This is a genomic window from Marinobacter sp. 1-4A, from assembly GCF_016597725.1.
Taxonomy (GTDB): domain Bacteria; phylum Pseudomonadota; class Gammaproteobacteria; order Pseudomonadales; family Oleiphilaceae; genus Marinobacter.
In genome coordinates this window covers 119,703-146,375 of sequence record NZ_VCGY01000001.1, presented here as the reverse complement: position 1 = coordinate 146,375, position 26,673 = coordinate 119,703, and the positions used below count along the sequence as shown (strand labels likewise).

The 26,673-nt window shown below is 45.2% G+C and carries 21 protein-coding genes; 16 read left to right on the top strand and 5 right to left on the bottom strand.

Annotated elements, in window-relative coordinates:
* The first annotated feature begins 4 nt into the window (after nucleotides 1-4).
* The 15 genes from FE845_RS00590 (at nucleotide 5) to FE845_RS00520 (ending at nucleotide 17,760) form a co-directional block, all read left to right on the top strand.
* On the top strand, nucleotides 5-1,132 hold the full coding sequence (locus FE845_RS00590; RefSeq protein ID WP_227713977.1) for a GNAT family N-acetyltransferase: 1,128 nt from the start codon (nucleotides 5-7) through the stop codon (nucleotides 1,130-1,132).
* Nucleotides 1,122-2,237, top strand: a complete 1,116-nt coding sequence (locus tag FE845_RS00585) for a GNAT family N-acetyltransferase (protein ID WP_200361835.1) — start codon at nucleotides 1,122-1,124, stop codon at nucleotides 2,235-2,237. The genes FE845_RS00590 and FE845_RS00585 overlap by 11 nt, the downstream gene beginning before the upstream one ends.
* On the top strand, nucleotides 2,234-3,403 hold the full coding sequence (locus FE845_RS00580) for a glycosyltransferase family 2 protein (protein ID WP_200360792.1): 1,170 nt from the start codon (nucleotides 2,234-2,236) through the stop codon (nucleotides 3,401-3,403). Before FE845_RS00585 ends, FE845_RS00580 begins: the two co-directional genes overlap by 4 nt.
* Complete coding sequence (locus FE845_RS00575; protein WP_200360790.1) at nucleotides 3,403-4,743, top strand: O-antigen ligase family protein; 1,341 nt, start codon at nucleotides 3,403-3,405, stop codon at nucleotides 4,741-4,743. Before FE845_RS00580 ends, FE845_RS00575 begins: the two co-directional genes overlap by 1 nt.
* A 3-nt stretch (nucleotides 4,744-4,746) precedes the next feature.
* A complete protein-coding gene (locus tag FE845_RS00570; protein WP_200360788.1) occupies nucleotides 4,747-5,904 on the top strand; it encodes a glycosyltransferase family 4 protein in 1,158 nt (385 codons plus the stop codon).
* Entirely contained in the window at nucleotides 5,904-7,793 is a 1,890-nt protein-coding gene (asnB, locus tag FE845_RS00565; RefSeq protein ID WP_200360786.1) for an asparagine synthase (glutamine-hydrolyzing), read from the top strand. The genes FE845_RS00570 and asnB overlap by 1 nt, the downstream gene beginning before the upstream one ends.
* Nucleotides 7,745-8,815: an acyltransferase gene (locus FE845_RS00560; protein WP_320159654.1), complete on the top strand. Its 1,071-nt coding sequence runs from the start codon at nucleotides 7,745-7,747 to the stop codon at nucleotides 8,813-8,815. The genes asnB and FE845_RS00560 overlap by 49 nt, the downstream gene beginning before the upstream one ends.
* Complete coding sequence (locus FE845_RS00555; protein ID WP_200360783.1) at nucleotides 8,803-9,720, top strand: hypothetical protein; 918 nt, start codon at nucleotides 8,803-8,805, stop codon at nucleotides 9,718-9,720. The genes FE845_RS00560 and FE845_RS00555 overlap by 13 nt, the downstream gene beginning before the upstream one ends.
* The gene (locus FE845_RS00550; protein WP_320159653.1) at nucleotides 9,717-10,853 is read left to right on the top strand and encodes a glycosyltransferase family 4 protein; all 1,137 of its coding nucleotides are present in this window, start codon (nucleotides 9,717-9,719) and stop codon (nucleotides 10,851-10,853) included. The genes FE845_RS00555 and FE845_RS00550 overlap by 4 nt, the downstream gene beginning before the upstream one ends.
* Entirely contained in the window at nucleotides 10,850-12,334 is a 1,485-nt protein-coding gene (locus tag FE845_RS00545) for an oligosaccharide flippase family protein (RefSeq protein WP_200360781.1), read from the top strand. Before FE845_RS00550 ends, FE845_RS00545 begins: the two co-directional genes overlap by 4 nt.
* A complete protein-coding gene (locus FE845_RS00540; RefSeq protein ID WP_200360779.1) occupies nucleotides 12,331-13,458 on the top strand; it encodes a glycosyltransferase family 4 protein in 1,128 nt (375 codons plus the stop codon). The genes FE845_RS00545 and FE845_RS00540 overlap by 4 nt, the downstream gene beginning before the upstream one ends.
* Nucleotides 13,459-13,509: 51 nt before the next feature.
* Complete coding sequence (locus FE845_RS00535) at nucleotides 13,510-14,199, top strand: GDSL-type esterase/lipase family protein (protein WP_200360777.1); 690 nt, start codon at nucleotides 13,510-13,512, stop codon at nucleotides 14,197-14,199.
* 26 nt (nucleotides 14,200-14,225) lie between these two features.
* Complete coding sequence (locus tag FE845_RS00530; RefSeq protein WP_200360775.1) at nucleotides 14,226-15,350, top strand: acyltransferase family protein; 1,125 nt, start codon at nucleotides 14,226-14,228, stop codon at nucleotides 15,348-15,350.
* Nucleotides 15,351-15,451: 101 nt separating this feature from the next.
* Entirely contained in the window at nucleotides 15,452-16,366 is a 915-nt protein-coding gene (locus tag FE845_RS00525; RefSeq protein ID WP_200360773.1) for a hypothetical protein, read from the top strand.
* 215 nt (nucleotides 16,367-16,581) lie between these two features.
* Nucleotides 16,582-17,760 carry a hypothetical protein gene (locus FE845_RS00520; protein WP_200360772.1) on the top strand — a complete coding sequence of 393 codons (1,179 nt, stop codon included), beginning with the start codon at nucleotides 16,582-16,584 and terminating at the stop codon, nucleotides 17,758-17,760.
* A gap of 1 nt (nucleotide 17,761) precedes the next feature.
* On the opposite strand, the gene FE845_RS00515 is transcribed toward FE845_RS00520, so the two are convergent.
* The 5 genes from FE845_RS00515 to FE845_RS00495 form a co-directional block, all read right to left on the bottom strand.
* A complete protein-coding gene (locus FE845_RS00515) occupies nucleotides 17,762-18,691 on the bottom strand; it encodes a glycosyltransferase (RefSeq protein ID WP_200360770.1) in 930 nt (309 codons plus the stop codon).
* A 79-nt stretch (nucleotides 18,692-18,770) separates the two neighbouring features.
* Complete coding sequence (locus FE845_RS00510) at nucleotides 18,771-20,135, bottom strand: phenylacetate--CoA ligase family protein (RefSeq protein WP_200360768.1); 1,365 nt, start codon at nucleotides 20,133-20,135, stop codon at nucleotides 18,771-18,773.
* Nucleotides 20,135-20,785 carry an acyltransferase gene (locus FE845_RS00505; protein ID WP_227713976.1) on the bottom strand — a complete coding sequence of 217 codons (651 nt, stop codon included), beginning with the start codon at nucleotides 20,783-20,785 and terminating at the stop codon, nucleotides 20,135-20,137. Before FE845_RS00505 ends, FE845_RS00510 begins: the two co-directional genes overlap by 1 nt.
* Nucleotides 20,760-23,348, bottom strand: coding sequence for a hypothetical protein (locus FE845_RS00500; RefSeq protein ID WP_200360766.1), 2,589 nt, complete (start codon nucleotides 23,346-23,348; stop codon nucleotides 20,760-20,762). The genes FE845_RS00505 and FE845_RS00500 overlap by 26 nt, the downstream gene beginning before the upstream one ends.
* A 240-nt stretch (nucleotides 23,349-23,588) precedes the next feature.
* Nucleotides 23,589-25,358: a hypothetical protein gene (locus tag FE845_RS00495; RefSeq protein ID WP_200360764.1), complete on the bottom strand. Its 1,770-nt coding sequence runs from the start codon at nucleotides 25,356-25,358 to the stop codon at nucleotides 23,589-23,591.
* Nucleotides 25,359-25,820: 462 nt separating this feature from the next.
* Here FE845_RS00495 and FE845_RS00490 point away from each other — a divergent pair, with 462 nt between their 5' ends.
* Nucleotides 25,821-26,630: a THxN family PEP-CTERM protein gene (locus FE845_RS00490; RefSeq protein ID WP_200360762.1), complete on the top strand. Its 810-nt coding sequence runs from the start codon at nucleotides 25,821-25,823 to the stop codon at nucleotides 26,628-26,630.
* The last annotated feature ends 43 nt before the right edge of the window (nucleotides 26,631-26,673 follow it).

The following is a 26,673-nucleotide window of genomic DNA, read 5'->3' as shown; positions in this document are numbered from 1 at the left end:
CGCCATGACAGCAGCCATGCTGACCGTAACAACAGAGCCAGCCGCAGCGTGTGCAACTTTGCAGAACGACTGGCTGGATTTGGAAGCCCGTGCACAACCCACGGTGTTTCTCTCCTGGCAATGGCTCGGGCATTGGCTGCGTGTGTACGAGCCAGATGCGCTGGTACTTCGAGTTACGGAAGGTGATCGCCTGGTGGGGCTAGGGCTAGTGGTGGAAACCGATGAACGCCGCCATGGCGTTCTAAAATCCCGCTGCCTGCGCTTACATCAAACCGGCCACAAACTGTTGGATCAAATCTGGATAGAATACAACGGGTTTCTGGCGGAGCGCGGCAAGGAAGACGCTGTCGCCAAAGCGTGCCTAGAGCACCTGTGCCGCAATATGCAGGGCTGGGACGAGTTTATTCTAGGCGCCATCGACGCAGAGGAAGCGGATATTTATGCCAAAATTACCGGCCTATACAAGCACCTGCGCTGGGAAGCACCCTGCTTTGGCGTTGACCTTGATAGCCTGCGCAGAAACGGAGAACAGTATCTTGACACGCTTTCACGCAATACTCGCTACCAAATTAACCGCGCGCACCGGCTTTACAGCGAACGTGGCGAAGTAAAGTTGGTTCGTCCAGATTCTGCAGACGAGGCGCTAGCGGTGTTTGATCGCATCGGCCCAAGGCATTTAGAACGGTGGGGTAGCGGGCCCGACCAAAGTGGGTTTGCCAATCCGGATTTCGTTCGTTTTCACCGAGAGCTAATACGTGAGCAGTGGGCAGAGGGTGGCGTTGACTTGATTTCAGTCATGGCTGGCGACGAAGAAATCGCCTGTTTTTATAACCTGCTGCACAATCAGGTCGTGTATTTTTATCTTGGGGGCATGGCTGTTGATACAGATAACCGCCTCAAGCCTGGCTTGCTAGGCCACAGCTTGTGTGTTGAAGACTATCGCCATCACGGCTTCCACTATTACGACTTCATGGGTGGGGATGAGCGTTATAAATCCAATCTCGGCCATTTTCATCGTAATCTGGTCCAGATCGCTTTGCAGCGCCCTCGCTTTAAATTGAAGCTTGAAGATGTAGCCAGACGAGCACGAAAGCGCTGGCTTGGAGAGGCAAGTGCCAGCAATGAACGCTGAATTCCAAACACGGGCCTCCCGACTAAGCAGGTTTCCGGCAGACGACTATAACCGGTTTGTCGCTGGGCACCCCAAAGTGACGCCGTATCACAATAGGGCTTGGCTGCAGGCAACAGAGAGTGCCTATGGCCATACAGGCTGGGTGGTTAGCGTTCACCGAAACGAGACGTTGTGCGGTGTATTGCCTCTGGTAGAGGTGAAATCACCCGTCGGCGTAAGCCGCCTGGCTTCTCTGCCATTCTGTGATCTCGGTGGTGCGCTGGCGAACAGTGCGGAAATACGAGAACTGCTTATTACCGAGGCCTTAACGCTGGCGCAAGCGCACAACATCAAAACACTGGAAGTTCGGGAGGGCGGGCCAGCACTGAGTACCGAAAAAGACGCGACAGCGGAACAGAATAGGCAGAGAATTGAAGCGTTGCCCGGCAATACCAAGGTACGAATGCTGTGCGACTTACCAGAAAACAGTGAGGCCCTGTTTAAAAGCTACAAGCCCAAGTTGCGCAGTCAGATTCGCAAAGCAGAGAAAAACGGGCTGAGAGCGGAGTTGCGCACCGAAGCAGACGCGGTACCCCTATTTTATGAGGTATTCGCCCAGAACATGCACAGACTTGGATCTCCCGTGCACAGCTTGCAGTGGTTTAAGGACTTGAAAGCCGCTTACGGCGATTACATGCTCATTGGCCTTGTATTCCAGAACGATAAGCCCGTGGGTGCGGGTATTGTGCTTTTAGGCGGTAAAGAGGCTTGTATTCCTTGGGCATCTACGTTGGAAGAGTTCAACAGGCTTGCGCCCAACATGCTGCTTTACTGGACCTTATTGAGCCACGTCTGTGATCTGGGTTACACACGGTTCGATTTTGGCCGTTCCACATTGAATGAAGGCACCTACCGCTTCAAAAAACAGTGGGGTGCCCAGCCTTATGAGCTGGTTTGGACGGAATACCGCAAGGGTTCACAAACGCCGCCCAGCGCGGATTCCGCTGGAGCGGGACTATCGTTGGTATCCCGGCTAAGGCCCTTTATCGAAAGTATCTGGCGACTACTGCCACTACCGTTTGCCAACTGGCTTGGCCCAAAACTGAGGCGATACATCACCCTATGACGTTTGTACTGCTGTTCACACTGCTTTGTCTTGCCGTACCCGTGTATGTGTATTTCGGGTACCCGGCCATATTGTGGGTGCTTACCCGGGGCCTACCAGACATTACCCATCGCCGAGGCGAGCAAAAGCCTTCTGTGGCTTTGATTATCTCCTGCTACAACGAAGAAGGTGTAATCCGGCAGAAGCTACAAAATGCTCTGGAACTGGATTACCCACCAGAGCTGCTTCGGATCATAGTGGTTTCGGATGGCTCAGACGATGGCACCGACGAAGCTGTGACAGAGTTTGAAAACGAGCGCATTGTACTGGTTCGGCAGGAAGGTAGATTGGGTAAAACCATGGGCATCAATCTGGCCATGGAACAGATTACTGCCGACATCACCGTGTTCAGCGATGCCAACGCCATGTACGCGAGCGATGCGATTAGTAAACTGGTACGCAATTTCGCCGATCTGGACGTGGGTTATGCCGTAGGGGCCGCCCTCTATACCGATGGCGATCAGGGCGCCAGCGCACGGAATGAAAATCTCTACTGGCGCTACGAACTGGCTATCAAAGCCATGGAATCCCGCCTGCATTCTGTAGTGGGTGGCGATGGCGCTATTTATGCCATTCGCACCAAACTTTGGGAGCCGCTTCAGCAGCAGGACATCAACGATTTTGTGAACCCCCTGCAAATTATCGCCAAAGGCTACCGGGGCGTGTTCGATGCCGATGCAAAGTGCTTTGAAGAAACTGCTGGCGATTTCGACCGGGAAGTAGCGCGCAAAGAACGCATCGTAAACCGCAGCATCCGTGGTCTTATGCGGGTAGGGCAGGTAATGAACCCCGCGAAATCGGGAGTCTTTGCGTTTGAGGTTATCTCCCACAAGCTTCTGCGCTGGCTTATTCCGTTATTTCTACTTGTAGGTGTAGCAGGCAGTGTGATCCTAGCTTTTGCGGGCCTCGGCCTGTTTCAACTGATTACCGCAGGCGCCATGTTGATGCTGGCGCTGACGCTAGCTGGGCATCTGTCCAAAAATCGTAACCAGTTACCGGTTTGGGTTGCTACTCCCTATTATTTTGTAATGGTTAACGGCTATGCGGTTCGGGGCATTGTAAAGGCGCTGCAGGGGCAGACTCAGGTGACTTGGAGTAGTGCGCGTCCGGGGCAGGAGCAGCGCTGATGTCTAAGTTTGCGTTGCTTTTTTTGGTTGTTTTTTTCGGTTGTATAGTTGCTGCGCTTTTTTATACTGGTGCAGCTGCTTTCATTCTGTATCAAATTGTTTACTTTCTTAACCCAGATGATCGTTGGTGGTCTGCGAATATACCTGGGTTACGCTATTCCTTTATAGCATCGATTTTAATGGTTTTCGTTCTTTTGTTGAAATACAAAAATCTCAGTAAAATAAGTCCTTGGAAGCAGCAGCCAGTATTTATTTATTTGATTGTTTTGGTTTTCTTTTTCTATCTCGCAAAACTTTGGGCTTTAGCACCGAGTGTTCACGATAAATTCACATTCATATATCTTAAGTTGGTTGTAATAATTCTCGTTGCATATAAGCTTCTCAACAGCGAGGTGGCGCTCAAGATTTCTTTATGGGCATACATACTTGGATGTGCCTATATTGGGCAGCTTGCTACGTCTATGGGCCGTAATTCTGGGGATAGACTTGAAGGTATTGCTTTGCCTGACGGTAGTGACAGCAATGGAGTCTCTGCTGCTCTTGTACCAGCAGGTGCCATTTTGCTCTATTACGCTTGGATGGGTAACAAAAAAGTACGATTTCTATGTTTTTTTTGTGGAGCTTTAATTGCCAATGCACTCGTTCTTTTCAACAGTCGAGGAGCATTTCTCGGGACAATTGCAAGCTCCGGGATGTTTCTTCTTTATATGATGTTTTCTAAGTACCGTCAAAAAGGTCAGCGTGGTCTTGCTGTGCTTATTGTCATGGTCGGTCTAGCCGGGGGCTTGTATGTGACTGACGACTTATTTTGGCAGCGAATGTCTTCACTCCAGAGCTCGGACAGTGGCGAGAGGGGATCACACAGAGTTTTATTTTGGATGACTACGTTTGAAATGATGGACGACTACCCACTAGGTATGGGTGTATACGGGTATAACCTTTTATCGCCGTCTTACTTGACGGAAACAGAGAGAGAGGGAGTACCTTTCAAAACAGTCCATTCAATTTGGTTTCAAGCGCTTTCGGAGATTGGTTGGCATGGCCTGATTGTGTTTTTGGTGATGCTGGGCAGCCTGTATCGAATGTCTCAGAAAGCAAAACGGTTCGTTTTAGGCAGAAAGGACTATGAAAAATACTTTCATATTTTAGCACTGGAGTGTTCCATTTTAGGCTACCTCGTAACGAGCACCTTTATAAATCAATTTAGAGCAGAAATTCTCTACTGGACGATCCTGTTCCTCGCAGTTGCTATTAAGGTTTACTACCTGCACCCGTTATCAACGATAGTGCCGACTCGAAATGCAAGTACCCATAAGCAGGAAAGAGCTGAAAGGACTTAATCAATGAAAAAAGTTAGGATACTACAGTTTATTACTCCTGCGGGTTTTTATGGGGCCGAGCGGTGGGTGTTAGCGTTGGCTAATAATATTAACCTCGATACAACGCAATGTGATCTCGCTGTGTCTGATGAGGGGCAGAACCAAGACCTGTCCGTTGCAGAGTATTACCCAGCCTCTGCAGGTAATGTTTATCGCTTGAAGATGAATGGCCGCTTTGATTTCCGAGTGGTAGGTAGATTGGCTGAGGTCATACGAGATAGAAACATTGATGTTATCCATACACATGGCTACAAGTCTGACATTCTAGGACTCCTTGCTGCTAAGAAAACTGGCATCGCCTGTGTGAGCACGCCTCACGGGTTCTCTGGCAATGTAGGTTTCAAGCTTGCGACTTTTATCCGCATTGGCACCCACATGCTTCGTTATTTCGACCAAGTCGTTCCTCTTTCTGAGGAACTTATGGATGACATGAAGCGATTCAAAGTACCTGAGGCCAAAACGTCATTTATCCGGAACGGTGTCGACCTTAAGGAAATCGATGCAACTCTGGCCAGCCTGCCACAGAAAAATAATGTTGATTCAGGCTCACGAGTCATAGGGTTTATCGGCCAAATGATTCCTAGAAAGGGGATACCTGACCTTATAGAGGTATTCGATCAACTCTATAAACAAGAGCCAGATATACAGCTGCAGTTACTAGGCGATGGCAGTCAAAGGCAGGAGCTAGAGGCGCAAGCAGCAGAACTTAGCAGCGCTAAAGCAGTCGAGTTTTTGGGCTTTCGTAGTGACCGCTTGGAATTGCTTTCAAAATTCAGTCTGTTCGTTATGACTTCCTCATTGGAGGGTATCCCCCGTTGCATGATGGAAGCCATGGCCGTAGGCATTCCCGTAGTCGCCTACGACATTCCCGGTGTTGATCAGTTAGTGGAGCATGGAAAAACCGGTCTTCTCGCCCCCTTTGGCGACAAGACTGCGTTAGAAGCATGCTGCAAGCAGGCGTTAAGCGACCCATTGCTGGCACAAAGCCTTAGCCACAATGCCCGGCAAATGATTCATGAACGCTACTCTGCCGCTCGTATGGCAGATGAGTATGAGGTTCTATTCAGAAAGCTCGTAGGTAAGACAGAAGCTGTCACATCCAAGCAGAGTGAGTTGGTTTAATGTGTGGATTGGCTGGCTTCCTACGTACCACCTCAACACCTGACAGAGAAGCACACGAAGGTTGGCTCAATGCCATGGGGCAAGCGATCATTCACCGCGGACCAGATGCCGGAGCTGTCTGGCTTGATGACGCGGTAGGATTGGTGCACCGCAGGCTTAGCATTCTGGATTTGAGTGAAGCGGGTACCCAGCCAATGGTCTCTGCTTCCGAGCGTTACGTAATTGCGTATAACGGCGAAATCTACAATTTTCAGGAACTTCGCAGCGATCTCATCAATCAGGGGCATAGCTTTCGCACGCGAACTGATACAGAAGTGCTGCTCGCGCTCTATGAAATACATGGCCCTGAATGCCTTAAGCTACTTAATGGTATGTTCGCACTCTCCATCTGGGATCGAACCGCTCGCAAACTATTTCTGGCAAGGGATCGCCTTGGAAAAAAACCTCTTTACTTCTATGAGGCAAACGGACACTTCGCCTTTGCCTCCGAATTAAAAGCTCTAACACCCGCACCTTTCGTTAAAACCGAGTTACGCTTCGACGCAATTAAAGATTTTTTTGCCTACCAGTACGTGCCAGACCCAAAAACCATCTATAAGAACATCCATAAACTGGCCCCCGGCTATTGGCTAGAAACAGACGGCACCCATACACATCAAGAACAGTACTGGGATGTATCATTTGGCGCGCCCTCAAGCGCAAGCGTTGAGGAGTTACAGGATGGGCTTTACAACTTAATCGACGACGCAGTTCGACTACGAATGGTAAGCGACGTTCCGCTAGGGGCATTCTTGAGTGGCGGAATTGATTCGAGTGCAGTAGTGGGCTTAATGACAGGCCACACCGACACACCCGTAACAACCTGCGCCATTGGTTTCGATTCAAAACGATTTGATGAAGTGCACTGGGCCAAAAAAGTTGCCGAGCAATTCAAGACCGACCATCACGAATTTACCGTGAAAGACAATGTTGCAGAAAGCCTCAGCAGCATTGCGCGCTTCTTTGATGAACCCTTTGCGGACCCCTCCTTTGTACCCACATATTTTGTATCACAACTGGCACGCCAGAAAGTGACCGTGGCGCTGGCGGGCGATGGTGGTGATGAAAATTTTGCGGGCTATAGCAAATACTACACCGACCAAGTTGAAAACCGGTTACGTGGTCTTTTTCCGGCGGGAGTGCGCCACAACCTCTTCCCCGGGCTTGCACGTCTCGCAGGAATGGTAAACTCCGGCCCAACGAGCAAAGCCAGATCGCTCCTGAGTACCCTCGCGCTGGATCCGGACGAGGCCTTTTTTATCACAAATAGCTTCTTCCGAAGAGACATTTGGAATGACCTCGTTACAGGCGAGCTGAAACGTGAAACCCGAGATTATGACCCCGCGGATATAACGCGAGCTCATTACAATAATGCGGATACGGATGATCACCTCTCCAGCATTCTTTATGCAGACATTAAAACTTATCTCCCCGGGGATATTCTGGTGAAGGTAGACCGCATGAGTATGGCTAACTCGCTAGAAACTCGTGCGCCGCTTTTGGATTATCGGGTGGTGGAGTATGCGGCGCAGATACCGGCAGCGTTAAAACTCCACGGCAAAGAGAAGAAATACATTCTAAAAAAAGCGTTTGAGCGCATGCTGCCGGAAGACATTCTATACCGGAAAAAAATGGGTTTTTCAGTGCCTTTGGCACAGTGGTTGCGGAATGAACTTCGTCCTATTGCACACAGCTTGCTTACGGATAGAGATGGTGGATTGTCATACTGCTTCGATATGGAGCGAGTAGGGGACCTTTGGGATCGGCACATAGGGGGAGACGATAGCTTCACACAAGAGTTATGGAGCATGTTGGCATTTGCGCTTTGGTGGCAAAGGTACAACAGATGATGGTCGCAGGACACAATCGTATACGTTCTCTGGATTCGCTTAGGAGTATTGCGATACTGATGGTGCTGTTTGCCCATTCAGTTCTTGGGTTTGGTGCTCCAACGCATTTAGCACCCGCGCAGCTGGGCGGGATGGGTGTCGATCTATTTTTTGTTTTGTCGGGTTGGCTTCTGGGCAGTCTATTGTTTAAGGAGATGGCACAGGGAGGGATAAATGTTCGCCGTTTCTGGGTGCGTCGGTGGATGAGGACGCTGCCCGCGTACTACGTGGTGCTTATTTACACTATGGGCCAGCAAATTCTTACCAAGGAGGATCCTTCAACTCCATGGACATATTTTTTCTTTATTCAGAATTACGATTACCCTCTTGATATTTTTTCAGTCAGTTGGTCTCTGGCAGTAGAGGAGCAGTTTTATTTGTTTATTGCGCCGTTTCTTGCACTGACTGTATACGTAAAGCCTAACATACGACTGTCCTTATTGGTGTTACTTTTTTTCTTACCCGCAATATTTAGATATCTAGGATGGTACGGCACTAATCTGGAGACTCACGTAAGATTAGACTGTTGTATTATGGGAGTTATGTTGGCATGCATAAAATACCAGCACAACCAGATCTGGAGTGTTCTACTAAAATACTCATTCGGCATGGCTATAGTGTCGACGGTATTCTTTGTTTTGTACTTCTATCAAAGATGGTTTCCGCTGAGCTGGCTGGGTGACCCAGGGTTTATGGCGCGGGCAATGATGTTTGGTGCATGGGTTGTTTTTGCTAACTCGAGTAATAAAATCCGGTGGAATCTTTTTTTTCCTGGTGCTAATTACATTGCTACTCGGTCGTATGCAATTTATCTTTTGCATCCGGACGCAATTGCTTTGGTAAACCGAGTTACAATTGATCTACCTTTTCTCGTCTATCTATCTATAGTGTTTCTACTGTCAGTCGTGGCTGCGGAAGTGCTTTACCGAATCGTTGAGCTACCATTCATGAATATGAGGTCAAGATTTAAGTGGGCGGCATAAATGCACGTAAATTGGGGCGGGACTATATGATAAATGTGCAAGAAAACTTACGACCAAAAAAAGTACTAGCTCTCGATGCCGTATTCTTTACTTTATTTGTTGTTGGTATGCTCCTATTGCTAATAAACATTTATGGATTATTTCAGACAGTACGCAAACCGGGTTTAGGTGTTGTTGATCATGAAAAGCTTAGATTCATACCCGAAGAGGTATGGTCGTATACGACCAGTATGGAAGCTATTGATCAACTATATGAGTTAAGGTCGATAAGGGATATAGCCAAAAAAGCAAATCGCGTTGTTAATGAAAGCTTAGTTCATATTGATTGGATGGAGGTGGATCCTAAAGAGTACAGGCAGTTGGTTCCGATATGGGAAAACTACTTTTTGTGGGCTATTGGAACGTTTTCCGGGCTCCCTCAATTTGAACGGTATCACTATGCAAATTACAAGCGCAATATCCGACGTGGTATTGGTATTTGTGGCGACGCGTCTACAGTATTGTCCAGCATCTTAGATAACCACAAAATTGAAAATAGAATTGTGTCATTTAAAGGTCATGTTGTTGTCGAATTTGAAGACGATAAGGGTAATTGGCTGTTAGTCGACCCCGACTTTGGCGTTGAGATGGATGGAAGTCTTGAACAGCTTACACAGAACCCTGAGGATTTTAGGCGTTATTATATCGAAGCGGGTTACACCTCGACTGAAGTCGACTATCTTTTTGAAGCCTATAATACTAAATACGTAATTTTTGATGACACGCTTCACTTTATGACCAAACGCTACGTATTTGAAGAAGTTAGCTATATATTTAAGTGGCTGTTGCCTGTTGTTCTATTGCTTGGCCCTGGATTCTATTTCTTAATGACTAGAAAAGTACGAAACGGGACGTATCAATCGTGAGTACTCAGCACCTGCCTCTACGCATCCTGCACATCACCTTCAACATGGGCATCGGTGGGACCGAACAGGTTATTCGTCAGCTTGTTACTGGCCTCCCGAAGACGGGGTTCATAAATACAATAGCGTGTATCGACGGAAGTATTGGTGCAATAGGTGACCAAGTCAGAGGGCAGGGTGTTGATGTATTTAGCCTACGACGGAAGCCAGGATTCGATGTTGAATTGATAAAACAGATTCGCAACCAGATCCGAGAACGCAGTATCGACATTATTCACTGTCATCAGTACACGCCTTGGGTCTATGGCCTCCTGGCAGCGGTCGGCCTTAAAACTAAAGTTGTTTTCACGGAGCACGGGCGCTTTCATCCTGACCGGTATCGATATAAAGCAATGCTTGTAAACCCGCTATTGGCTTTAATGACGGATAAGATTATCGCGATTTCAGGTGCGACGAAAACAGCCCTATCGAGATACGAGTTCATTCCGGAAAAGTGTATTGAGGTTCTCTACAACGGCATCAAGGGGTTCGAGTTGGACCTTAGTGCTGTGCAAGCTCTCCGAAAGAATCTCGGGATATTGGAATCGGAGTTGGTTTTGGGAACCGTTGCACGGCTCGACCCCGTAAAAAATCAGTCTCTGATGCTAGATGCTTTCGCTGTCGTTTTGGAGCAATTGCCGAACAGTAAACTGCTGATGGTGGGAGACGGACCTGATCGAAACCTGCTCGAGGAGAAGGCTAAAGATTTAGGAATTGACAAGAATGTTATTTTCACTGGGTTTAAGCCAGAGCCAGTCAACTATCTTGCCGTCATGGATATTTTCCTTCTTAGCTCTCACACAGAAGGCACCTCAATGACGCTTCTGGAGGCCATGAGTCTTGGTGTTCCGGCAATTGCGACCAATGTTGGAGGGAACCCGGAAATCGTTATACACGGAGACACGGGCTTGCTGACCGAGCCTGATAATATAGGAAGCTTCGCGAAGGCAATACGACAGATGGCGGGTGACCGATCTTTGATGGATAGGTTTTCAAAAGAAAGCAAAAGGGTTTTCCACAAGGCGTTCTCCCAAGATCGAATGATTGATTCTTACAGCCGAATTTATAGAGATACGAAAGGTTCGACCGGACTATGAGTACGGTTAAAAAGCTATTTCAAAGCTCTGGCCTGTTAGTTGGAATCCGATTCTTTCAGCGTTCACTTGGGCTAATAAGCACACTAATACTTGCAAGACTGCTTACCCCTGAAGACTTCGGGATTGTTGCAGTATCTGCACTCATTATTCATTTTTCAGACGTCCTTTCCAATACCGGTATTCAGCAATATATCGTTCAGGCAGAGGACAGCAGTGACGAGACCGTAAATACTGCATGGACGCTAAATCTAGGCTTGAAAACAGTCGTTTGCCTGATTCTCTATATTTTGCTTCCGGGTATTAGTTGGTTCTATGACGATCCCAATATCATCTATGCTGTCGCAATTCTTATACCTGTAATATTTATAAGGGCTCTTGTCAATCCTGAACTCTATGTTCAGCGCCGCGAACTTAATTACGGCATTATCTTTAAAATAGGAGTGATCTCAAAGCTAATTAGTTTTGCGGCAGTTGTTGTAGTTGCTCTTTTGACGCAGTCTTTTTGGGCAATCATCGTCGGGGATATCATTGCGAGCCTAGCTAGCTTGGTTTTGAGCTACTCTTACTGCGAGAGACGCCCAAAACTGTCGGTGCGAAATATTGGGACGCAATGGTCGTTCTCAAAGTGGATGCTAGCCAGAGGCAGTATCGGTTATCTACGAGCACAAGCTGATACGCTACTAGTCTCCCAGTTTTACTCATTGGCGCAGCTGGGAAAATTTAATATAGCCCGTGAATTCACGATTATGCCTGCGAATGAAATCATTCAGCCGTCAGTAGAACCATTGTTAGCTACATTTTCGAGTGTACGATCTGACCACGTGAAGTTGCGTCAACAGGTGTCATTAGCGCTATTAGTTATCTCCATATTCACAGCTCCATTTGTCGCATTTATATACAAGTTTCATGAGCCAATTATTTATTATCTTTTAGGTGAAAGTTGGCTCGAAGCCGCTCCACTGATGCAAGCGATGACCCCGCTCTTGTTTGCATTCGCCCTTGGAGGAATTCTCAATAATATCTGTTTTGCCCTTTCTAAGGTTAAATTCGTTTTTTGGTACGACTTTCTTTCCTTGGTCGCCATATTCGGGGTTTTATTTTTAGCTCGTAGTATGAATTTAATTGATTTTATCTGGATGAGAAGCTTTATTGGTCTAATTTCTGTTGTTCTTTTCTTGTACTTTTGTTGTCGATTGATTGACGCAAGTTTCACAAAGCAAATTTTGTTCTTGACGCTGCCGTTATTGTTGTCTTTTTTTATAGTTATGTCAGTGAGTTTGTTTATTCCCCATAAAACTTTTTTATTTCTTTTTGCAAATAGTGTTGCATTCTTTGTTTTATATGGTTCTGCAATATTGGCTTTGTCGTTTATTCTATCGAAACGCAGTGAGGTATGGGCATACGTATTTGAATACAGCCTAAAGTTAATATATCTGCTTCGAAAAAGTAGCTTTAAACTATTAAAAAAGGAGTCTGAATGAAGATTGCCATATTCAGAACTGACTCTTCGACGCAAGATCCAGCTTCCTATAACTCCCAAGAAATGGGTTTAGCAAAAGGTCTTCAGCGGCTTGGGCATGTTGTCGATATAATTATCGCTTCGTCCTCAGGGAAGTATAGCGAGAAGACGGTTGATGAGTCAGACGGTACGATAAAAATCATTGAAATTCCATACCGGGTAATACCTTTACTTGGGGAGCCTGTTTATCTTAAAGCCAATATGGTTCTGAATAGGGGGGGTTATGACTACGTACAAATTAATGAAGAAGGAAATTTTGCCTCTTATCTGATAGCTCGAATTTGCTTTAAAAATGGGATTAAGTTTGGAATTTATCAAGGCATGTACCGTCTATTATCAGGTCGAAAATGGGCGCTTTACGAGGCTGTCCATCATAGGCTATTTCGCCCCCTTCTTAGCGCACATTCAGTAGGGGCGTTTTGCAAGACCTCTCAGGCAAGTAGCTATTTGAGCTCTAAAGGTTATCTGAACACTCACGTAGTACCGGTTGGGCTAGATTTTGAGAAATTTAGGATTCGTAAAACCCGCGATTGGAGAGCTCATCTAGATGTTGGAGCTAATGAGCAACTGATTGTTTACGTTGGAAGTATCGAAAAACGCCGAAATCCTCTGTTTATTGCTGAACTGGCGCACAAAGCGAATGCCGACCAGCATTTCGTGCTGGTTGGGGCCGGGCCTTGCCTTGTTGATGTAGAAACAGCCCAGAAGAAACTTAATCTGACTAATTTGCATTTGGTCGGACTGTTGACCCAGCAAGAACTCCCAGATCTCTATGAACAGGCGGATGTGTTTATTCTACCGAGCGACTACGAAATTTATGGGATGGCCGTGATTGAATCTCTATTTTTTGGCACACCAGTCATCAGCACACATACTGCAGGCCCAGTAGATATCATTACGGGTGATACTCACGGGCGAATTATTCCCACTCTTAACGTGGACGAGTGGATGGCAGGGCTCAATTTTTACAGAAGAGCATCTCAGGATTTACGTGGCAACGCAGAACGTACCGCCTACGCCAGAGAACGGTTCGACTGGGTACGCATTGCGCGAGGCTATCTCAGACTGGTCACGAAACTTTCGTAGAACTATTACGATCCTAAGGGTACGTAAGTATAAGTGTTGATGAGGTTAGCAGTGACAACTGGATACTTTAAGTTCAATTTTTTGATTTCAGTGTTTGCAATTTTTGCTTTAGCGTATCTAGGGTACCAGCACTATGAAGACTGCAAAGCTGGGGATAGAAGGGTTTCCTATTTTATTGATAACACAGAAATAATTCTACGCAGGCAGTTGATGGATATTCCGGAAACGGCGATACCTTTTTATGGTGACAGTCTAGTACACGGGCTTGCAGTTGGTCGAGCTGACCCATCTTTCCAGAACTTTGGAATTGGACATGATCATACAAAAAACCTTTATCGTAGGGTTCAGGAAGATCTGAAGCATCGAAAGTTATCAAATTATGCAATCGCGATAGGCATAAACGATCTAAGTCGGGGAGTCGCCGTTGATGACATTTATCAAAATATAGAGGCAACTATTAATTCTCTAAAGTTTGCGGAGTCAGTCTATCTACACACTGTTTTGCCGGTTTCGGCTAGCCGGACAAAGGCTGGTGAATTGAATGAAAAGGTACGAGATGTTAATGAATCATTATCAAAACTTTCGGAGAAGTATGAAAACGTGGTTTTCGTTAATACATACCGAGAGCTAGCAATCGACGGTTTTCTCCCTGAGCACCTTCACATCGGCGACGGATTACACCTAAATTCGGAAGGCAGTCGTAAATGGATTAAAATTCTATCGTCGGCATTGCCGCGATAGATGCCTTAGATAATGGAAAAGTTTGAATGGTAGCTAAAAAGAAAACTAACCTAACCCAGTTGACATGGTTACGAGGTATTGCGGCTTTTTGGGTGATCTGTTCTCATGTGAACAGAGCTACAGAAGTGGCGTACACAGAAAAAGATACTGTTTCCAGTAGCGTTCTTCTATCGATTTTCGATTTGGGTACTTTGGGTGTTGCTCTTTTCTTTACGCTCAGCGGCGTGACGCTTTTTATAAGTAATAGGGATATTTCAACCGAGTCCCCAATTCGATTTTATGTAAAACGATTTTTTAGAATCTGGCCTGCATATGCTTTTGCATTAATTATATATATATGTGCTGGGTTTCTATTCAGGGAGTGGTATGTTGGTGATCCGAAGTACTGGGTTGCTGATCAGTTTACAAAGGACTACACCGTAAAGGATGTATTGATGTACTTATCTTTGTCTTTCAATATCTCTGGAACAGGAGGTTTGTTTAATAACGCTTTTTGGAGCCTGCCTGTTGAGTTCCAATATTATCTGGCATTTCCCTTGATTGTTTTGCTCTTAAGATTCGTCGGTATAATAGGTCCGGTGTTGTTAGGAGCTTTTGCATACTTGTTATATCGTAGCGGTGCTGTTGATTTGAGTAGTAATTTATTGCTTATTTTTGCTTTTACATTCTGTTCGGGCGCGTGCATTGGTTCCTTGTATAAATCGAGTGATTTTAGATTTAATTTGTGGTTCTTTATTTTAACCACTTTTACAATTATTTTAATGAATGTTCTCATGGTTAACCAGATAGTGCCTATTGAGATGTATATTTTTATTCCTAATGAGTGGGTGTTTTTTGGAATTTCGTCGGTTGCTTTAGTTGCACTGGTTACCTTTTCGGATATAGAGTTGCCGAGTAAATTGGATAGATTTTTAGAGCATTATGGTAAGGTTTCTTATAGTACATACCTATATCATAATCTTGTTATTGCTTTTCTGGTTGTAGGTATATCTTATTTCGAAATTCATAACTCGAGCACAAGGTTGATATATATGATTATTTTTTCATTTTTGATAACTCATGCTATTTCTTTGGTTTCTTATAAGTTTATTGAGAAGAAGTTCATTAATTTTGGCAGAATCGCTTCAAACTATAGTTTTAATAAGAATTAATAAAGCATCAAACTTGATATGATTTGTTATTTTATTGTTTAAGGTTATTTTAAGTCTTTTGTGTTTATGAAAATTTAATTTTAACAACGGTCGGTGCGAGTATGATTACTTATATTACGGCGGCATATGGTGCGTTTTATTTGAATGTCGCATTAAAGGGGTTGCTTTTTAGCTTTTCAAAATATAACCCAGACAATAAAATTCTGGCATATGTTGATAGAGAACCAGATTGGCCCGTTCCTGCTAACTGTGAAGTTATCGAAATCCCACGAGATATATTGAAATCTATTGTAGATGGTGACGGTAGTTTCTTCTCACGAACCTCTTTTAAGTTCTCGTTAATGCTTGAGGCATATAATTACAAAAACTCTGGTGTGTGTTGGATTGATTCTGACTCGGTAGTGTTGGCAAATTTGGACGATTATATAAATCCTAAAAATGTTAGTGTTGTTCCGCATGGATCCTGTGAAGATCAAGAGCTTTTTGACTGTGGTGGCGGGCTTGAGGTTGAGGGGAAGAGTTTCGCGATTGGAGGTTTGTTCTATGTTCCCGAGAAAGCCGATATAGAGCTATTAATTAGTATGGTCGAAAAGCGGATGAGCTGGCCTGAAGATAGAGGAGCTTATTGGTTTTCTGATGGTGAACAGTGCCTTATTAACCACTTGGTTCAGGCAGAGATCTCAAGGGTTGATTGGCTAAGTAGTGACGAAACAGCGATATTTAATTGGTCCTTTCTGGAGCACCGTCACCCCGTTCCGTTCGATGGGGGGCTAGCGAAAATTGAGAGTAGGCCAGAAGGGTTTTTCGTTGATGGTAAAAAAATAGCCATATTGATGTGGACGAGCTTGATGCTACGACGTCATTTTAAGCAGGGCTTCAGGTCGATGGATTCAATGGTTGCAAAAAAGTTCCGTTCAGACTTCTATCGACTCGACAACGACGGCGTGAAAGCATTTTTGCTTCAGTCTGCTTACCTTGCATACGATTACTTCGATTTTGACAGCCTTCGAAACTAGTACGTCTCGAATTAAGCATTAGGAACCTACGGAGCAGGTTTTTATGTTTTTGTGTTATAAGTGGTTACATTTATATAAGAATGTACCAAAAAAGCTACAACTTTAAATTGATTAAAAGTTGGGCAAGTCGTACATTGACATAAATATGTTTTGCCGCAGGTTTTGTTCTCTCTGGGTATTGAGGAGAGTATAAATTGCTACAATCTGGAGAATTTATGAGACTCAAAACTATTCTAAAGCCCTGTGTTTTGGGTATTGTTGTGGTATCCAGTGCGCTCGCCTTTAATCTCAGTGCAGAAGTCATTTTCGAGGAAAATTTCGACGATCAGCCGGACTGGACTAGTGCTATGCACAGCTCATCAACGGTCCAGAGAGCCGCAACTGACATCATCCCAACTGGCTGGTATTCGATTCGCCAAGACCCCAAATGGGCGCCTTCGACAGGACACCCAGACCGACATGAAACCATCGAGATCCTTGCGTCCAATGCAGATAAAGCTCGAGGCGGTACGGGTAAGAGTTTTGTGAGTTACCGAGATAGCTTCGATCAAAATTACTGGCCATCCGAGTCAATGTTACTCAAGTATTTTCCAGTTGGATTTGACCAGATTTACGTCGAGTTTTGGATTCGGTTTGATCCTAATTGGACGCGCTCATTGGCCGGAGGTCTTACTGGTTCAGTGTCCAAGATGTTTCGAATATCAAGTTGGAGCGAAACCGGGTCAGAGTATCAAGCATTCCCTGGGGGTGATCTTGGTCCTATGGCAATTTGGGACTACAGTATGAACACATACGGTATGCGAGCTGGTTTGGCTTTGAGAGGAGGGCCGCATGGTGACAACTACAAATTCACACAACACGATATACCCGATATTGGGCACTTTATAACACCGGGAAGTCTCGGCGGATTCAATATCAGTCTTAAAAGCCATCTTGATGGTATGGGGGCAAATGGAGAGAATCCAAACCTACCTGATCGTGTGAACGGAGGTCTTTTGAAAGATTCATCTGGGGTTGTTGAGCATGATCAGCTTTTTGGCTCGGGAGACTCTTGGACGAAGTTAGGTTTCTTCGTAAAAATGAATTCTGCGCCCGATCGCAAAGATGGTGAGTTTCGTATGTGGTTGAGTGATAAGCAGATAATTGTCAGCAAAAAAATTCCCTGGATTCGATCTTCCAATACTCAAAATCAAAATGCAAAATGGAATATAGTTGCGATAGGCGGAAATGACTATTTTCGTACTTATCCCGATACAGATCGCCATGAGGAATGGTATTCAATTGATGACCTAGTCATTCGTAACGATATTCCAAGTTATCTTGAATCTCAATTCCATAACGGTTCAGGAAATATGCTTTCGCCTAACCCGCCTGGCGACATAGGTGTGAAGTAGTTTATTTTAAATATTTCAAGGTGCTTTTTATTAGCCCAACGCTTCGTCCAACTAAATATATAAAATCTAATAAGTAGATTTTGAAGATGTTCTCTAAGTTATGCTTTCTGTTTTTTGACCTGCTTAATCTTTTTATCGTGAGTATTGTTGGTATTGATAGTGTCAAAATTAAGTATATCAGGGACATATTTGAATTTTCTATGAGCATGCTAGCGGTTAATGAGGTCAGACTAATTATAAAAAAAACAGTTAGATAAAATGTAACGTCCTTTTTTGTGTCGACCCAGTTTTGAATGTAGTTTTCTGAATGCCATATTTGGCGAGAAATAAACTGCTTTATGGTTAGTGGGTTGCCTAGGTGGATAACATTTAGTGCTTTTTTCATTTTGATGGTGTAACCGAGAGCCCTCAAAGTTACAGAGAGTTTTGTATCTTCGCCAGAGGAGATCGTCTCGTCGAAACCACCGACAGTTAAAAAATCACTTTTTTTAATGAAAATGCAGCATCCTAAAAGTTCTCTCGGAGGTTCCTTGTTCTCTAGCAACCAGGCTCTCTCAATCCAATGGGGGTCTAATCGTAAATCGCAACCGCCACCATAAACTGAGTCATCAGAAGAAAGAGATTTAACTCCCTGTGTAACCCAGTTTTTAGGTGCAATGCAGTCAGCGTCTATGAAAGCTAGGTAATCCCCGCGAGCTCGTTCTGCACCTGCATTTCGTACGGCACCTACTGGCCCTTCTTTATGGTCGATAATGTTGACCTTGAACTCTTCGGCTATTTGGCGAGTGCGATCCTTTGAGTTATTATTTACAACTATTATTTCATATTTTTCTTTTGGGTAGTCTTGTGTTTGGAGAGAGTTTAAACATTCCTCTATGTAATTTTCCTCATTGTGAGCCGGAACAACAATAGTAATAAACGTTAATCTCATGTTTCATTCCTATTTATACGTTTGAACGAGATATCCAATTAATCAAAATGGATATATAAACAAGAATCATTATTCATAGTTACTTTATTCGCTGCACACTTTTGAACTTTCCATTGGGACCTCGAGGTATTGCGGAGACAGTTTCCACTGTTACCCGAAGCTTTGCGCTCGTGCGATTTAAGAAATTGTTTTTAATTATTTCTTTATCTATTTCCGACAGTGTGGAGTTAGCAACTATTGTGATAGTGCAGTGATCCGGAGCATCCTGAGTAACTTGAGCCTCTGAAACGCCATTCAACGCTTTAAAAATATGATCTATACGACCGATCTTTCTTCCATCTGGTGTTTCAATATAGTCGTCTACGCGACCATAAATTGCTTTCAGCTGGTGAACGGTGCTGCCTGATTTGAAGTCTGATTGGCGTTCGGCTGTATCTCCAAGGTCATATCGGAGTAGGGGCATTGTTGTATTTGTTAATGTTGTTGCAATTAACTTTCCGGCCTCGCTTACGTCAGGTTGTGATAAGAGTTCGGTTATTCCTATAAGTGGGTTTAAACGATAAACACCGCTCTTATCTTGACCGGCGAAAAGCACGTATTCCGCGGTGCCATAATAATCACTAACCTTGCAATCGAACACACCCTCGATAATTGCTCGTTGCCACTCAAGGAGGGTCTCTGAGTTGGTAATGATAGCCGTTGGGCGAAATGCTGGTGAAACGCCTGTGTTTTTGTAATGTGTTGCAAGGTCGCAGATAGCAGACGGATAACCTATAAGTTCGGCGGGTTTAAATCGGTCCAATTCTGCGCGGTACCAAGAGAATGTCTGGCTGTTGAGGTGGTAGCTGGAAAACAGCTTTTGGTTTTCGGCCCGGTTCATTCTGGCAAATGGGGGCGTCATATTGGTGGCCGGTTGAACCATTCTTCCAGCGAACGTTGCGCGTTTTGCGCCAAATGGAACACCGTGGCTCTCTTCATGCTCTACCAGCAGCGCCATAGCAAGCTTGTAGGTTTCTTCGTTGACCATGAGTGCCAACGGCGTGCCCGTGCTACCGCTCGTGTGCTGAAGCATAAAGGGTTTTGTGCCGGGCTGTCTAAATAGTCGCGAATGCTCTTTGAGTGTCTGTTTTTGGAGAATTGGCAAGCGTTTAATGTGCTCTGTTGCCGTAATGTCGTTTTCGTGGATCCCATGCTCCGCAAATTGTTGCTGGTAGTAAGGGATATTTAAACGACAATGCTTCACCATTTCGTGCAGACGCTCGCTTTGGTATGCCTCGGTCTCTTCTGAGCTCCAAGATCGGCTGACGCGAACCTTTTCCATAATGTCGCGGTAGAGCGATCCTGAGTAACGCTTATGGTACAACTTGTATCCATAAGCGGACACTAATAAGTTCTGCAAGAGGGTCGGTGAGCGGTAGTATATTGCTTCTGCAAAGCTCTTCATTATTCGGCCACCTGTGATGGCTTGGGCGAATAGGCTGTGTTGGGTTTTAAGCGATTGCTGATACATTTCGCCGGGTTGCCCGCCAGAATATCTCCCCTGATTGTAGGTTTAGTGAGGACGCTGCCTGCCGCAAGTATGCTCTGGTCTTCGAGGCTCGCCATCACTAGTGCAGTGTTTCCTAACCAGCAGTCTGCCCCTATTCGGACTTTTTCAAAGTGGCCGCCTTGCTCCTGAATGGGTTTCGTAATATCTGAAAATTCATGTTGGTTACTTCCGCTTAAAACATGTACTCCACTACCGAGTAAAGTGTTTTCTCCGATCGAGCACATGCCAATATTACACTGAGGCCCGATGTAGACCCCTTTTGCGATATTTGTGTTGCGATGGGATAGTATCGTCAAAAAGCCCACTGATATTTCGTCAGAGGTGTCTGGGCAGGTAAGGTGGTAGAAAGCGGCACGTAAGTAGGTCCCAAATTTTCCAGGTATAAGGCTTAGACCCTGCGAAAATGACATGAACACGCTATCAGTATTACCAAACTGAGCGAATAGCAAGAAGAGCAAGTACACGGGGAATGCGAGGGCCCGAAAGACTAGTTTCAGGAAGCGTTTTAAAGTCTGCATATTAAGTGCGATCCAATCGAGCTTCAATCCAGGCACGCTCTTTTGATGGCCGGAATGTGAGTGCGCCCCGAACCAGTCTGGTAAATATTCTATTGATCAGTGCTCCCCAAGTTAGAATTGGAGGCTTACCTGACGCTGCTTTTGAGGGTTCGCCTGACAACTTGAACACATCCTTCATTGAGCTTGTCTGATGGGGGCCATAATTTTGCATCAGTATAATCAGAATCCTTGAATAGTGCTTTTGTTCACTTTTGGCTAGCGTTTTAACGATTTCCTCTAACCACTGGTGTCCTCTATTCTGGAAGCTTTTTGCGTTCACCGAGCTCAGCTCTGCTGCCTGAAACATCAGCATCGCTTTGCGTATATCCTGGGCTACCCAAGTATCGTTGGGAAATTCAAGTTGCTCAGGATCTGACAGGAAAGGGCGCTCATTCTCCAGCATCCAGTTGGTGTAATGCATGAATGCCTCGTGCGCGTATACCAAATGGGCATCAGTATCGCCGAATTCCATTTTGATGTGCAGGTACCGGGCAATACTAGTCATCAGTATCAGGTATGACCAGCCAGTTTCCACGTTCAGCAAGTTTCGTTCATCTATATTGTCTAATGGGTGAATGGTTTTGCTAATCACATCTTCTGCATGTTTGAGCCAGTTTCCGTCAGGCTCTAATAGCGATGCGTCCAGGAGGGCGTTGATATAGTTGCCTGTACCTCTGGTAAACGGGTACTGGTGGATGGATGTTTGCTGGCCTTTAAGTAGAGCTTTTAACTTAGGCAGATCGTGCTTCTTTACGGCAAGGATTTGCTCTAATAGGCCGCCTTGACCTTCGTGGGAAATTCGAATCCAATTTGCTAGTTGAAGAACTGCATCCCGTGAAGCTTGCGAACCGGTCATGTAATGGTGATAAAGCAACCCGGTAGTGTAGCAGTGCTCAGCCGCTGGTCCGCCACCTGTTTGTCCCGGCGTCGAACTTGTGTCATTGAGCTTTGAAAAAGTTCGGTGAGTAGCCGTATGGGCATCAAGATAATGATCGGTATGCCAGAATAGGCCATTATTGTATTCTGCTCGATCTTCCTCAGTGTGATAAATGTCTATATCTGCAACATGGCGTGCCAAATCATCCATCAACTCAAACCAGCGCCTCTCTCCAGTGAGTGCGAATTGACGCGCAAAGCCGTATATTGCGTCGTACTGGTTGTTGTAATGGGATATGAAAGGCTCTTCATTTTTGGCCTGATAGAGGGTTTCATGGTCTGCAAAGATATCGCCAAAGTTGCGCCAACCAAATTCGTCAATTATTTCTCTTTTTGCAAAAAAGTTAGACTTTCCTTCAAGTCCTTCGGCAATGAGCTGGTCTAGCAGGCTAGGTTGTTTATTGGCTTTAAACCAAGGGAAAGCGCCAGACAGCTCATAATACTCTGGGGCAATTGTTGGTATCAAAGGTGTGTAGGCCATTGCAGGTAAACTGGAATTTCCCTGATGAGCCATGAGGTAGCGCAGAGTCTTCCTTTCGCCGCCTTGTAGTTCGTAGGCACTCTTCGCATCTTTTGGGAAGAGTGCAACGGTAACCTTGTTTCCTTTTTTCCGAAGGCTTGTTGGAAAGTTCTGCCAGAAGTGGGGTATTGCCAACTCCAGCTGTCCATAGCTGTTATCTATACTTATTAGAGGGTTTGCTCGCCTACCTTCGAGTTTGATGTTACCCGTACTAGTGAGGCGGTATCCACAGAATTGAGTTGTTATTTCACCGTTCGCGCCTACGTGATTTCGACTTCTCCAGTTGTCCCCACCACTTGAATCCTGATAAAGATTAAAGCTTACAAGGTCAATAGCGTAAGAGCCTTCATCGGTAGCCTGTGGGATGACCTTGGCGCGGCTTGGGCCAGATACGGTTGTTTCTATCGCAAGTTCGCGGAAGTGTAAGGAACCTGAGTCACCTAAATCCCACAAGCCGCCCGGATGTCGGGCGCGTCTGGGATTATGTGTTACTAGCTCTACCTGTACTAGGCTAGTTTCCGGAAAGATACGTAGCTCGCACTCAAACCTTGCAAGTGGCTCGCTGAGCTGGTTTATCCATTGGCCCTTTAAGACTGCTGCCACAAATACTGGGCCTGTATGGGTGATTTCCCAGTCCGTATCCGGTTTTGCCAAGCATGCTATATTGTTCTCATCGTTTAAGATCACGGTAGACGGTGTGATGTCATCGTTGTGCGCGCGGACCTCCCAAGACAGGTCGTCTTGTTGCAAGACAACGCTACCTATTGAAGTTGGTATGGCTGTGCCCCTAGTTTCAGGCGTAACAAAGGGTTCTGCTGAATGGAGCGGTGTTGCGCCGCGTTGGGCTAGTACTAAGTCCTTCCTTTCGTTCGGCTCTAGACTTATAAGAAAGCAAGCATGAAGCCACCTAATGCTACCGTCGGGCCAATAAGCGAGAGGTAGAAATTGAACCGTGAGCGTCTCATCTCCATCAGTAAGCGAAACATTCTTTACAGTATGAGCCATACTTTTTGGTAGCGGAACACCAACACTTACAGGCTCCCGGACCCTGGCGATGCCGTCTTTTTCCTCTAATCGAAATACTATATTTTTCATAAACCTTCTTACGGCCGACCTCCCTTTTGGGACATAGGATAGTCTGTCAGCGTAGTAACATAAAGCTACAATGACTCAGTAACACCCGAAAAAAATGACGCAGCGGTGCACTGTTCAAAACTAGCTATGAGGCGTTTACAGTTTAGGCTCATTTTATGGCTTTTATCTGACCGTCGGGCAACATTTTCCATTCGTCTTCTGGGCGAATCTGAAGCGGCCTCGATGATAACGCGAAAAAAGTCATCGAGTCTTTGCTTTTGATCTCCTTTTATTATTCAGTGTGGTTGTGGTGGCCGAAAACTGGGATTTTAACAAGCTAACCGTGGCTTTGGATAAGTGATAATCAACTGTCTTTATTTTACAAATCATGTCCATGGTAGATCCTGCATCTATACCATGTACTTGATTATTCGGTATTCTATTAAGCATTCGGTGTTTAGACCAAATGTCTGAATTAAGTGATTCTATCGTGGTTTCAAAAAAATCTGTTGAGTAAAGATGATCATAGTTGAACCACCCAAAGTTAGAGCGATTTTTTTTGATTTTAAAAAATGTTTTTTCAAAAAGTATGCGTAATATTCTTGAAACCTCCTGAGTAAAAATCGAATGTTTAGCTTGAGTCAATGTGGCCGCCATCGGGAAGTTTAATAAACCCGGGTTGAGCTTTGAAATTACACCTTTGGTTAATCTATTTTGTATTCGTTGATCGAACGGAATACTGTATACAGTTTTTATAAGGTCGGGATGGCTAAGGGGGGAGTAGTAACCATGAAAGGCTTGAGCCAATATTGGCTGTTTCATCATGTACTGTCGACTAATGTGGTCATAGTTGAATTTTTCAATTGCAAAAGATAGGTCATTTGTCTCGTTCAAGTACTTATCGAGAGTGTCGTGTATATTCTTTGTTGTTGTATTTGCTAGCTCGCGGAAAAGCTTACTTCCCTTGTCACTGGTAAACCAGAAGCTTTTAGGCGCTGTCGTGCTTTTCTTGACGTCGTTTATTATTTTTTCTTTAGATACTATTTTGGGGTTTATAGTGTGTAAGGAGTTAATAATTTTCTGAAATCGAGTGCCCATGCTGGGAAAGCCGTTGTGCCCACCCATTCTGGCACCAATCACTCCGCTGGCGATGGGTAAGCATAATGTCTCTGATATAAATCTGCTGGATATGTGCCAAATTGGCCAAAGGCAGTGGCCGTGAAGCTCTAGCATCTCATCGAGCAGCTTTGTATCGATCACCATCCCTTTCACGTCTTTGAAATAGTGATCCATGCGTAGAGTGCCTGTGAGTTTTTTTGCAATAGTGCACTCCCGGCTGGAAATGTCTCCGTGGGTGTAAGCAGCAGTGATTGGAGACTTTTGAGTTGCGAGTAGAGCTCTGGAATCCCAGCCGGCTGAAGTCATCAGTACCATGGGGCTGTAGGTCTGCATAACGTTATAAAGTAGGTTTGAGACAGCTCTGGTGTTGCTTGCTAGTGATTCCGTATTCGTTGCATGAGGTGCTGAGTCGGCAACTAGTTTCTTTAGCTCTAGAGACTCTGTGTCAATCTCTATTCTTTGGTTTGGCAGAGTTTGAAAAATATTCTTGAAGAACGAGCTTTCCCCTAATGTGTAACCAAACGATAGGTAACAATGAATGGCTACCCAATCGGGGCAATCATTTTCTTTAACCAAGTTTTCCAAACGGTTTGATATTTGAACCGTTGAGCCGCTATATCTATAGTAAACTGGTTCGGCGCCGATTAAGTCAGATGTGACGATCACCTTATTTCTTGTAATAGAGTAGGTTATAGAAGTTCCGTTTATTGGCGTGTCGAAATCTATGTCTTGGCTATCTTTTCTCTCGCCGAAGAAGAGCTTGAACTCCCCGGACTGCTGAGGTTCGTGGCGGATATAGAATGGATTGGGATCCTGCAGTTGGAGAAACGCCTGCGCGTTGAGGGCGTGAGTGGCGGGGCGCTGATAATCATGCCTTTCGATACGCAGAAGAAATGAGTTTGGCTTCAACATTTTTGCCCTTCCTTGACTCTTGGAATATCCCAAGGATTTAGCATAGCAAATATTTGGAGCTGCTCTATGTCGGTCTCAAAAATCTCAGGTATGTTGTCGGCTCTAGCTTTGATTGCGTCAGCATAATTTACGCACTTTTCGGCGAATTTACGTTCTATGGATCTTAATAATCTTTTTAATTCTAAAGGTGGGTCCTTTTAGTTCATTTTGTTTTTTCAAGAAAGGCTAAATCTTCCTTAAAAAACAACATACCGCCGCAGGCGGGATATTTATACTGCCTGTGCGTCGAAGATACTTACACCTTATGCCTCAGATCTGCTGAGCTATCGTTATAGGTCGCTTTACATGGCTGAAAATTAACCAATTCCTGCTCGTGGCATAGAAGATGCTTGTTTTCTCCTAGCGCTGACGTGCTGATCACGAAGTACGGCTGCCAGCGTCCACTTTCAAGGAGATACAACAATGAACAAGTCCCTTAAAAGAACGCTTTTATCATCCCTTATTGTGCCTTTCGCTTTAGGTGCCCAATCTGCCAGCGCTGCTTTGGTTACCGATTGGGGGTTTAGCGTCACTAACGTGTTTGAGAATGTGACTGACACTGGAGGTACTGGTAGTGTCGACGGAGAGGGCTCTAACCTTCTCGAGTGGGGCGTTGGTCCGGGGCCTCAGTCATCGGTTACAATTAACGATGTCAATGCGGTTAATGGGCTAATCACGGGTGGAGGTTCTGTAAACGGTGGAGTATTCACTCACACCAATAACATTCTTCCCGCTGAAGGAACGGCATTGGATAGCTTTGATTTGACGTCTGAACTAACATTGACGCCGTTCGCTCCGTCTGCGCCGTCGCTTCCTCCAGCTTCGACAACGTTTAACAGTTTCTTCATAGAAACTGCAAATGGTGGCGCATGTGTAGAACCAATTGGCCCCGACTGTGCTGATATTTTCACCATTGCAGACGTGACTGGCGCAGAGCTCACTGTAGATGGCACCTACGAGTTTGCTTCGTCATTTAACTATGATGGTTACACGTACACGCTATATCTGGCGTTGGCTGGCCTGACTACCTTGGGTGACCCTAGCTGTTTCGCAGCGGGCGCTCCCAGTGGGTGTGTGGGGCTCGTGACCGAAGAAAGTGCTGTCAATAACTTCCAGACAAGCTTCAGAATCACTGCGGTAGAGTATGTCCCCGAACCCGGCACCTTAGCCCTACTAGGAATGGGCCTCGCAGGTCTTGGTTTTTCACGCAGGAAGAAAGCTGAAAAGTCATAACGTTTAAGTTGTACGCCTAAAAACAAAGCCCCCGCTTAAAAAC

Coding starts and splice junctions, on each gene's coding strand:
- FE845_RS00545 (WP_200360781.1), top strand. CDS start 10,850: ATGAGTACGGTTAAAAAGCTATTTCAAAGCTCTGGCCTGTTAGTTGGA.
- FE845_RS00575 (WP_200360790.1), top strand. CDS start 3,403: ATGTCTAAGTTTGCGTTGCTTTTTTTGGTTGTTTTTTTCGGTTGTATA.
- FE845_RS00515 (WP_200360770.1), bottom strand. CDS start 18,691: ATGAGATTAACGTTTATTACTATTGTTGTTCCGGCTCACAATGAGGAA.
- FE845_RS00520 (WP_200360772.1), top strand. CDS start 16,582: ATGAGACTCAAAACTATTCTAAAGCCCTGTGTTTTGGGTATTGTTGTG.
- FE845_RS00585 (WP_200361835.1), top strand. CDS start 1,122: ATGAACGCTGAATTCCAAACACGGGCCTCCCGACTAAGCAGGTTTCCG.
- FE845_RS00570 (WP_200360788.1), top strand. CDS start 4,747: ATGAAAAAAGTTAGGATACTACAGTTTATTACTCCTGCGGGTTTTTAT.
- FE845_RS00500 (WP_200360766.1), bottom strand. CDS start 23,348: ATGAAAAATATAGTATTTCGATTAGAGGAAAAAGACGGCATCGCCAGG.
- FE845_RS00590 (WP_227713977.1), top strand. CDS start 5: ATGACAGCAGCCATGCTGACCGTAACAACAGAGCCAGCCGCAGCGTGT.
- FE845_RS00580 (WP_200360792.1), top strand. CDS start 2,234: ATGACGTTTGTACTGCTGTTCACACTGCTTTGTCTTGCCGTACCCGTG.
- FE845_RS00510 (WP_200360768.1), bottom strand. CDS start 20,135: ATGAAGAGCTTTGCAGAAGCAATATACTACCGCTCACCGACCCTCTTG.
- FE845_RS00490 (WP_200360762.1), top strand. CDS start 25,821: ATGAACAAGTCCCTTAAAAGAACGCTTTTATCATCCCTTATTGTGCCT.
- FE845_RS00495 (WP_200360764.1), bottom strand. CDS start 25,358: ATGTTGAAGCCAAACTCATTTCTTCTGCGTATCGAAAGGCATGATTAT.
- FE845_RS00560 (WP_320159654.1), top strand. CDS start 7,745: ATGGAGCATGTTGGCATTTGCGCTTTGGTGGCAAAGGTACAACAGATG.
- FE845_RS00525 (WP_200360773.1), top strand. CDS start 15,452: ATGATTACTTATATTACGGCGGCATATGGTGCGTTTTATTTGAATGTC.
- FE845_RS00540 (WP_200360779.1), top strand. CDS start 12,331: ATGAAGATTGCCATATTCAGAACTGACTCTTCGACGCAAGATCCAGCT.
- FE845_RS00530 (WP_200360775.1), top strand. CDS start 14,226: ATGGTAGCTAAAAAGAAAACTAACCTAACCCAGTTGACATGGTTACGA.
- asnB (WP_200360786.1), top strand. CDS start 5,904: ATGTGTGGATTGGCTGGCTTCCTACGTACCACCTCAACACCTGACAGA.